This window comes from Cupriavidus sp. (assembly GCF_057315035.1).
Map to the genome: position 1 here is coordinate 117,504 of NZ_DBHKYV010000023.1, position 9,420 is coordinate 126,923.

5 protein-coding genes are annotated in these 9,420 nt (G+C 62.3%); 1 reads left to right on the plus strand and 4 read right to left on the minus strand.

All coding sequences use genetic code 11. The annotated features are described in order from the left end of the window. Positions 1–12: 12 nt before the first annotated feature. The gene (locus ACO550_RS24520) at positions 13–1,638 is read right to left on the minus strand and encodes an MFS transporter (RefSeq protein WP_485994986.1); all 1,626 of its coding nucleotides are present in this window, start codon (positions 1,636–1,638) and stop codon (positions 13–15) included. Positions 1,639–1,786: 148 nt separating this feature from the next. On the opposite strand from ACO550_RS24520, the gene rocF reads away from it, so the two are divergent. Then, positions 1,787–2,689 carry an arginase gene (gene rocF / locus ACO550_RS24525; RefSeq protein ID WP_315594580.1) on the plus strand — a complete coding sequence of 301 codons (903 nt, stop codon included), beginning with the start codon at positions 1,787–1,789 and terminating at the stop codon, positions 2,687–2,689. A 71-nt stretch (positions 2,690–2,760) separates the two neighbouring features. Here rocF and ACO550_RS24530 read toward each other — a convergent pair whose 3' ends face one another. The 3 genes from ACO550_RS24530 to ACO550_RS24540 are packed head-to-tail and all read right to left on the minus strand — an operon-like array spanning position 2,761 to position 8,578. Further along, a complete protein-coding gene (locus ACO550_RS24530; protein ID WP_315594579.1) occupies positions 2,761–4,242 on the minus strand; it encodes an AdeC/AdeK/OprM family multidrug efflux complex outer membrane factor in 1,482 nt (493 codons plus the stop codon). After that, on the minus strand, positions 4,239–7,385 hold the full coding sequence (locus ACO550_RS24535) for an efflux RND transporter permease subunit (protein ID WP_315594578.1): 3,147 nt from the start codon (positions 7,383–7,385) through the stop codon (positions 4,239–4,241). The genes ACO550_RS24530 and ACO550_RS24535 overlap by 4 nt, the downstream gene beginning before the upstream one ends. Before the next feature lie 26 nt (positions 7,386–7,411). After that, positions 7,412–8,578 carry an efflux RND transporter periplasmic adaptor subunit gene (locus ACO550_RS24540; protein ID WP_315594577.1) on the minus strand — a complete coding sequence of 389 codons (1,167 nt, stop codon included), beginning with the start codon at positions 8,576–8,578 and terminating at the stop codon, positions 7,412–7,414. Between the last annotated feature and the right edge of the window lie 842 nt (positions 8,579–9,420).

Sequence of the window (9,420 nt, forward strand, 5' to 3'; positions counted from 1 at the left end):
GTCTCCAGTTTGTCAGTCGGCGGCCATGACGGGCTCATGCACCCGCGCCAGCTTGATCGGCGGCACACGGCGCGCACGCCAGATGCCAAGCAGGGCCGCGATCGCCGCCAGCAACAGGCCCAGGTGAATGGCGCTTACCAGCGACACCCGCGCCTGCTCCAGCAGCAAGGCTCCATTGTGCCCTGCCTGCTGAAGATTGGTCAGCAATTCCGCCTGCGCCGTCTTGTCGATCAGGATCTGCGGATCCGTCATTCTGGCGGTCCACTCCGAGGCATTGGCCGATGCCAGCGCCGTGGTCACACCCGCGGTGTAACTGCGCGTCACCAGCGTGCCAACCAGCGCGGTACCCACCATCCCGCCCACCATGCGCAACGATTGCATCATGGCTGTGGCAATACCCAGGTGCGAGCGTCCCGCCGTCTGTTGCGCAAATACGGTCAGGTTGGGCAGCACAAAACCAAGCCCAAGCCCCGCGCACAACATGATGGCCAGCAACAGATTGTGATGCATGCCGCGCGTGGCTTGCGACAACCCCAACAGCGCCAGCCCCAGGATGCCAAACCCCGCATAGAGCATGCTATTGGGTTGCGGAATGCGCGTGATGATCCGGCCATTGACGATACTGCCAACCGTGATGCAAACCACCAGCGGCGTAACCAGCAGGCCGGCTTCCTTCGGCGAATAGCCAAACCCGCCCTGGAACAGCAATGGCGCATAGAGCAGCAGCGCGAACATCGTGAAGCCACCCAGCACCCCCAGCACGAAAAGCGGCGCAAGGGCGGGATTACGGAACATCTCGAGCGGCAGGATCGGATTCGCGCAGCGATGCGACCAACGCCACAGCGCCACGAATGCCGCGCAGGACAGCACGAGCAGGCCGATGGTCAACACGCCGAGGCCGCGCTCCGGCAGCCATTCCACGGACAATTGCAGACTGCCCAGACCCACCGCAATCAGCAATGCGCCGAGCCAGTCGATACGTGCCGGGCCGGTCTGCGACTGATGGCGCAGGTGCGGAAGGTAGCGCCACGCGAAGATCAGGCCAAGCAGGCCCACCGGTACGTTGATATAGAACACCGCGCGCCAGCCATACCATTCGGTCAGGACGCCACCCAGCGAGGGTCCCACGGCATTGGCCAGTCCAAACGCGGTGCTCAGGATCACCTGCCAGCGCAGGCGCACATGGGGGTCTGGAAACAGATCGGGGATACAGGCAAACGCAGTGCCCACCAGCATGCCGCCACCGATGCCCTGCAGTGCGCGCGCCGCCACCAGCAGCGGCATGTTCGTGGCCATGCCACAAAGTACCGATGCCACCAGAAACACGACAATCGAGGCCAGTACGAATGGCTTGCGCCCATAGTGATCGCCGAGCCGGCCAAAGATCGGCACGGTCACCACCGATGTGAGCAGATAGGCAGTGGCCACCCAGGCGTAAAACTCGAACCCTTGCAGTTCGGCCACCACCGTCGGCAGTGCCGTGGCCACCACGGTCTGGTCCAACGCCACCAGCATGACGACAAAGGCAATGCCGAGCATCGCCAGCAGCGATTCGCGGAACGGCAGCACCTGCCCGTTATCAAGCGATGACTTCGCTGAATGTGCCTTACTGTGCCCGGAACTTGATTCTGAAGCCATTTCTATTGCCACATCAATAATTGCACGGTCAATGATTGATGAATTATAGGCTGCTTGCTATTGACTTGCAGAAGATTTTAGCTTGCCATCGTTGTTCGCAACGCATGAGCGCAAGCCACGCCGGCGCGCGCCAAAGCCAGGAGAATGCATGAAGCCAGTCACGCTGATCGGTGCACCAACCGACGTCGGCGCCAGCATCCGCGGCGCTTCGATGGGCCCGGAGGCGCTGCGCGTTGCCGACATTGCCGGCGCCCTGGCCCGCACCGGGCTGGTGGTCAACGATGCCGGCAATCTCAACGGGCCGGGCAATCCGTGGCAGGCGCCGGTCGATGGCATGCGGCATCTGCACGAGGTACTCGCGTGGAACCAGCAGATCTTCGATATCACCTACGCCACGCTGCGTGACGGACAGATGCCATTGCTGATGGGCGGCGACCATTGCCTGGCGATTGGTTCCGTCAGCGCGGCGGCCCGCCATTGCCGGGAACAGGGCAAGCGCCTGCTGGTGCTATGGCTCGATGCGCACGCCGACGCCAACACCGGCAGCACCAGCCCCACCGGCAATATCCACGGCATGCCGGTTGCCTGCCTGTGCGGCGATGGCCCCGCGCCACTGATCGCACTCAGCGGCACGACCCCGGCCATGTCGGCGCAACAGATCCGCCAGGTTGGCATTCGCAGCGTCGACGCCCAGGAAAAACTGCGCCTGCGCGAACTGGGGCTGACGGTCTATGACATGCGCTATATCGACGAGAACGGCATGCGGCAGACCATGGAGCAGGCATTGGCCGGCATCGATGCCAATACGCACCTGCATGTCAGCTTCGACGTCGATTTCCTCGATAGCCAGATCGCGCCCGGCGTGGGCACGCCCGTGCGCGGCGGACCGACCTATCGCGAAGCTCACCTGGCGCTGGAAATGATTGAGGATACCGGCGCGCTGGGCTCGCTCGATGTACTCGAACTGAATCCGGCGCGCGACGTGCACAACCAGACCGCCGAACTCGTGGTGGAACTGCTGGAAAGCCTGTTCGGCAAATCCACGCTGTGACGCGCAGGCTCTGAAAAGAAAAGAGGCAGCGCGAAGCTGCCTCCCTTGTTGCCGCGTTCAGCGCACGGCGGCTATGACGCCGACTTGCTGCCGCCCGCGGTGCTGCCCGCCGCTGCACCGGCATCGCTGGCCGCAGGCCCGGTGACTTCGTTGAGCCCGCCGCCGAGTGCCTTGTACAGGTTTACCTCGCTGGTCAGCTGGTTCAACCGTGCATCGATCAGCGCCTGCTGCGCCGTGAACAACTGGCGCTGGGCATCGAGCAAGGTCAGGTAGCTGTCCACACCGGTGCGATAGCGCCCTTCCGCAAGCTTGAAGTAGTCCTGGCTGGCTTCCACCAGGCGCTGCTGCGCCTGAAGCTGGTCGGTGTAGGTACCACGCGCGGCGAGGCCATCGGACACCTCGCGGAACGCGGACTGCACCGTGCGTTCATACGTGGCGACGTTGATGTCCTTCTGGACCTTGGCGTAGTCGAGGCTGGCCCGCAGGCTACCTGCCGTGAAAATCGGCAGCGTGATCTGCGGCGAGAACAGCCAGGTGCCCGAACCCGCATCGAACAGACCGGACAACTGACGGCTGGCCGTGCCACCCGAAGCAGTCAGCGTGATGCGCGGGAAAAACGCCGCACGTGCCGCACCAATATCGGCATTGGCCGACTTCAGGCGATGCTCGGCCGCCAGGATGTCAGGACGATTCTGCAGCAGGTCCGAAGGCATGCCTGCCGGAACATCCGCCACCAGCTTCTGATCGAGGCTCAGTCCTTCCGGCACATCGGTGGGCATGCCCGCGCCCAGCAGCAGCGTCAACGCGTTGGCGTCCTGTGCCACCAGACGTGTATAGCGTGCCAGCGATGCCCGCGCATTCTCGACCTGTGTCTGCGACTGGCGCAGGTCGAGCCGCGAGGCGATCCCTTCTTCGAAGCTGCGCTTCGTCAGGTTGTAGGTGCGTTCATACGTGCCAAGCGTGTCCCGGGTAACCTGCAGGTTCGCTTCGTCGGCCCGCATCGTCAGGTAGGCATTGGCCACGCTTGCTACCAGTGCGATCTGCGTGCTGCGGCGTGCTTCCTCGCTGGAGAAATACTGCTCCAGCGCGGCTTCGCTAAGACTGCGCAGGCGACCGAACAGGTCGATCTCCCATGCGGTAGTACCCAGCGACACCCCATACTGGCTGCTGATGACACGCTGGCCCGTGGTCGACAGGTCGGCCGGCACGCGTTGCCGCGTACCCTGGCCGGTGGCGCCCACTTCCGGGAACAGGTCGGCGCGCTGGATGCGGTACTGCGCCCGATACGCCTCGACATTGAGCGCGGCCACGCGCAGGTCGCGGTTGTTGTCGAGCGCGATCTCAATGTACCGGCGCAGGCGCGGATCGGCAAAGTACTCACGCCATCCGAGCTCCACTGCCGGCGGCACCTGTGCGTCGTTGCCGTTAGCACGATAGGCGTCGCCCTGCGGGTAGCTTGCATCCACCGGCGCAGCCGGCCGCTCATACGTCGGAATCAGGCTGCAACCGGTCAGTGCCGCCGCGGCGGCCAGGCAAAGTAGCGTCTTTCTCATGCTTGAGCTCCCGTTTCCAGGGAGGACGATCCGGATTTGCGACGTCGCTCCTTGATCGCGCTCACCACGACGAAGAACAGCGGCACCCAGAAGATGGCCAGCACCGTGGCAGTGATCATGCCGCCGATCACACCGGTACCGATGGCATGCTGGCTGCCCGCGCCCGCGCCTTGCGACACGGCCAGCGGGAACACGCCCAGCATGAACGCCAGCGAGGTCATGATGATCGGGCGCAGCCGCATGCGGCACGCCTCCACCGCGGCTTCGACCAGCCCCTTGCCCTGGTCGTGCAGGTCCTTGGCGAACTCGACGATCAGAATCGCGTTCTTCGCCGACAAGCCAACCGTTGTCAGCAGGCCCACCTGGAAGAACACGTCATTGGACAGGCCGCGCGCGATGGTGGCCAGCAGTGCGCCAACCACACCCAGCGGCACCACGAGCATCACCGAGAACGGAATCGACCAGCTTTCATACAGCGCGGCCAGGCACAGGAACACCACCAGCAACGACAGCGCGTAGAGCGCCGGCGCCTGGGCTCCCGACAACCGCTCTTCGAACGACAGGCCAGTCCAGGAATAGGCGATACCCGGCGGCATCTCCTTCATGATTTCCTCGACCGCCTTCATGGCCTCGCCCGAGCTCTTGCCGGCAGCCGGCTCACCCAGGATTTCCACCGCGGGCACGCCGTTGTAGCGCTGAAGCTTCGGCGAACCGTAACTCCACTTGCCGCTCGCGAATGCCGAGAACGGCACCATGGCGCCCTTGTCGTTACGCACGAACCACTTGGTCAGGTCCTCGGGATTCATCCGCGCATTGGGACGGCCCTGCAGATAGACCCGCTTCACACGACCGCGATCGATAAAGTCGTTCACGTAGCTGGAGCCCCATGCGATCGACACCGTGCTGTTGATGTCGGTCAGCGAGATGCCCAGCGCGCGTGCGCGCTCGTCATCGATCTCGAGCACGTACTGCGGCTCGTCGTTCAGCCCGTTCGGACGCACGCGTTGCAGCGCCGGATTCTTGGCCGCAAGGCCAAGGAACTTGTTGCGGGCTTCCATCAATGCATCGTGGCCCAGGCCAGCCTGGTCCTGCATGTAGAAGTCGAAGCCGGTGGCGTTACCAAGCTCCTGCACCGCGGGCGGCGCGAAAGCGAACGCCAGCGAGTCACGGAACGTGCTGAACTTGGCCTGCGCGCGCTTGGTCAGGTCGAACACGCTGGTGGCATCGCCCTCGCGGTCCTTGAACGGCTTGAGCAGGATGAACGCAAGACCCGAGCTCTGGCCGCGGCCGGCAAAATTGAAGCCGTTCACGGTGAACAACGATGCAACGATCTTGCCTTCGTCGTTGAGCAGGTAGTTGCGCATCTGGTCGAGCACGACCTGGGTACGCTCGGCCGACGAGCCCGGCGGTGTCTGCACCTGGGCATACAGCACGCCCTGGTCTTCTTCCGGCAGGAACGAGGTCGGGATCCGCGTGAACAGGAAGCCCATCGCCACCACGATCAGCACATAGATGATCAGGAATGGCGAGCGGCGCTTCAGGATGCCCACCACGCTACGCTCATACTTCTGCGTGGACTTGATGAAGCTGCGGTTGAACCAGCCAAAGAAGCCCTGCTTGTGTTCGCCGTGGTCGCCCTTCTCGATTGGCTTGAGCATCGTGGCGCACAGCGCCGGTGTCAGGATCAACGCCACGAGCACCGACAGCACCATCGCGGAGACGATCGTGATCGAGAACTGGCGATAGATCACCCCGGTGGAGCCGCCAAAGAAAGCCATTGGCAGGAACACCGCGGACAGCACCAGCGCAATGCCGACCAGCGCGCCCTGGATCTGCCCCATCGATTTTCGTGCGGCTTCCTTGGGGCCAAGTCCCTCTTCGGACATCACCCGCTCGACGTTCTCGACCACCACGATGGCATCGTCCACCAGCAGGCCGATCGCCAGCACCATCCCGAACATCGTCAGTGTGTTGATCGAATAGCCGAACGCGGCCAGCACGCCGAATGTACCCAGCAGCACCACCGGCACGGCGATCGTGGGGATCAGTGTGGCACGGAAATTCTGCAGGAACAGGTACATCACCAGGAACACCAGCACGATGGCTTCGAGCAGCGTCTTGACCACTTCATGGATCGAGTCGGCAATCACCGGCGTGGTGTCGTACGGGAACACCACCTTGATGCCCGGCGGGAACGAGGGCTCCAGCTGGTTCAGCGTGTTGCGGATGTTCTTGACCGTTTCCAGTGCATTCGCACCCGATGCCAGACGAATCGCGATACCCGATGCCGGACGGCCGTTGTACTGCGCGTTGATCGAGTAGTCCTGGCCACCCAGGCCAACATCGGCCACATCCTTCAGACGTACCTGCGAGCCATCGGTATTGACCTTGAGCAGGATGTTGCCGAACTGCTCGGCAGTCTGCAGACGCGTCTTGCCGATCACCGTAGCGTTGAGCTGCTGCCCCTGGACTGCGGGCAGGCCACCAAGCTGGCCCGATGCCACCTGCACGTTCTGGGCCTTGATGGCGTTGCTGACATCCAGCGGGGCCAACTGGTAGCTGTTGAGCTTGGCCGGATCGAGCCAGATCCGCATCGCGTACTGCGAGCCAAACACCTGGAAGTCGCCAACACCCGCGGTACGCGAGATCGGATCCTGCAGGTTCGACACGATGTAGTTCGACAGGTCTTCGCGCGAGGTCTGCGGATCGGTCGAGATCAGGCCAACGATGATCAGGAAGTTACGCACCGACTTGGTCACGCGAATGCCCTGCTGCTGCACTTCCTGCGGCAAGAGGGGCTGTGCCAGCGCCAGTTTGTTCTGGACCTGCACCTGCGCGATATCGGGGTTGGTACCCTGTTCGAACGTTGCCGTGATCGTCATGCTGCCGTCGGAGTTCGATTCCGACGAGATATAGCGCAGTCGATCGAGACCGTTCAGCTGTTGCTCGATCACCTGCACCACCGTGTCCTGCACGGTTTGCGCCGAAGCGCCCGGGTAGGTCACGGAGATGGCGATGGTGGGCGGCGCAATGGCCGGATATTGCGTGACCGGCAGCGAGCGTATCGACAGCACGCCGGCCAGCATGATCACGAGCGCGATCACCCACGCAAAGATCGGCCGTTCGATAAAGAAATTAGACATGGCAAATCCTCATGCATCGGTCCTTGTCAGGACTTGGCGGCGGGGGCCGAAGCTGCTGCTGCGGGCACCGATGCCGGGGCCGTGCCGGCCTGCGCCGCATCGGCTTCCGTCGCCTTGACCTTCGCACCCGGGCGGACAAACTGCAGACCTTCAACGATCACACGATCGCCGGCCTTGAGGCCATCGGTCACGAGCCAGTAATTGCCAATGGTGCGATCGGTCTTGAGGACGCGCAGCTCCACTTCGTTATTGGCATTGACCACCAGCGACGTAGGTTGCCCCTTGAGATCCCGCGTGACACCTCGCTGCGGGGCGAGGATGGCCGACTGCTTCACGCCCTCCGACAGCCGCGCATGCACAAACATGCCAGGCAACAGTTCGTTGCGCGGGTTCGGGAACACGGCGCGCAGCGTGACCGAACCGGTACCCTGGTCAACCGCCACTTCCGAGAACTCCAGACGGCCAGACTCGGGGTACGCGCTGCCATCTTCCAATTGCAGCGTTACCTTGGCCGCATTGGTGCCGGCGCTCTGCAACTGGCCATTCGCCAGCTCCTTGCGCAAACGCAGCAACGAAGCAGAGGGCTGCGTCACATCCACATAGATCGGATCGATCTGCTGGATCGTCGCCATGGCGTTTGCCTGGCCGTTGGTAACCAGCGCACCCTCGGTCACCAGCGAGCGGCTGATTCGACCCGAAATCGGCGACAGCACCCTGGTGTATCGCAGATTGATATGCGCCTGGTCCACGGAAGCCTTGGCCTGCAGGTATGAGGCCTGGGCTTCGGCGTACTGCTGCTTGCTGACCGCTTCGTCACCAACCAGCCTGCCGTAACGTTCCGCCAGCAGCCGCGACGATTCGAGCGTTGCCTCGGCACTCTTGGCAGTGGCTTCGTAGGTCGAGGGATCAATCTGGTACAGCTGCTGACCCTGCTTGACGTCGCTGCCTTCCACGAACAGGCGCTTCTGGATGATGCCGTTGACCTGCGGGCGAACTTCGGCAATCCGGAACGGCATGGTGCGGCCCGGCAGGGACGTATCAAGCGTGACGGATTCGTCCTTCAGCGTGACAACTTTCACTTCAGGCGTCTGAGCCGCGGGGGGCTTGTTTTCCTTGCCGCAGGCGGACAGCACCGTTACGGCAATAGCCAGCATGCCTGGAATCAAAGCACGCCTGGCGCGCATTGCTTGCATAGCGAATTCCTCGAGGATGAAACGGAATGGTTCTTCTTGAGCCTGGCCTGACCAGGCGACGTCACGACGCGCGTGGACGCAATTGGCGTGCCTGCTCGAGGCACGATCGGATATCGGTTCAGCGGATTGTCGCCATGGGCTCCTGCTTTCGCCAGCGCGCTGGCCTGGAGTAACACTCAACGCCGGCCACGCTGCAAGCGCCGCCGGCACAGGGCTGCCCGCATGGCGTCCCTGCTCCCCGTACTCTCAAAATCCTGCTCGGTCTTCAATTATTGTTATTACTGCCTGCTCGGCGTTTCGCCGATCGATAACAATAATCGGTTTCGCCAATGTTTGCAGACGACCACTTCCATCGTGGTATCCATCAGACAGCCTTTCTGCAGACCCACATTGAACCACCAGCCCCCTCCAAGTGGGCCGCCGAGTCATGCGGCACTGCAGCATTCGAGTTGCATGCAGGCAAAACGTTCAATAAGCATGCTTCCGATAAGGCTCAATCCTACCAGTTAGTAGATAGGTGCGGATGACAGAAATTTGTCTGTAATGAAGTGAAATAGTTCATCTCGTGATGGATTCCGGCCGTTTTGGGGCTTGAAGCTTGAGATGGGATTATTCGCGGAACAGTGTTTTGCGCTAATGGGACAGTTCTTCTGGGTGGGAACGAGGGTTCGTTCGAAGAACAAGTATGGGCAAATCAATGTCGATTCGGGGAATATTTGCTGCAACGCAGCATACCTGGAATCGTTGCGCAGCGCTTGCTGCAAGAAACCATCGTGATAAACCGTTCGCCCAAAAGCAAAACCCCCAAGCTTATGGGCTTGGGGGTTCTGGGTATAAGAGCC

Excerpts from the sequence above, each read along its gene's own strand:
- ACO550_RS24520 (WP_485994986.1), bottom strand. The coding sequence starts at position 1,638 with ATGGCTTCAGAATCAAGTTCCGGGCACAGTAAGGCACATTCAGCGAAG.
- ACO550_RS24530 (WP_315594579.1), bottom strand. The coding sequence starts at position 4,242 with ATGAGAAAGACGCTACTTTGCCTGGCCGCCGCGGCGGCACTGACCGGT.
- rocF (WP_315594580.1), top strand. The coding sequence starts at position 1,787 with ATGAAGCCAGTCACGCTGATCGGTGCACCAACCGACGTCGGCGCCAGC.
- ACO550_RS24535 (WP_315594578.1), bottom strand. The coding sequence starts at position 7,385 with ATGTCTAATTTCTTTATCGAACGGCCGATCTTTGCGTGGGTGATCGCG.
- ACO550_RS24540 (WP_315594577.1), bottom strand. The coding sequence starts at position 8,578 with ATGCAAGCAATGCGCGCCAGGCGTGCTTTGATTCCAGGCATGCTGGCT.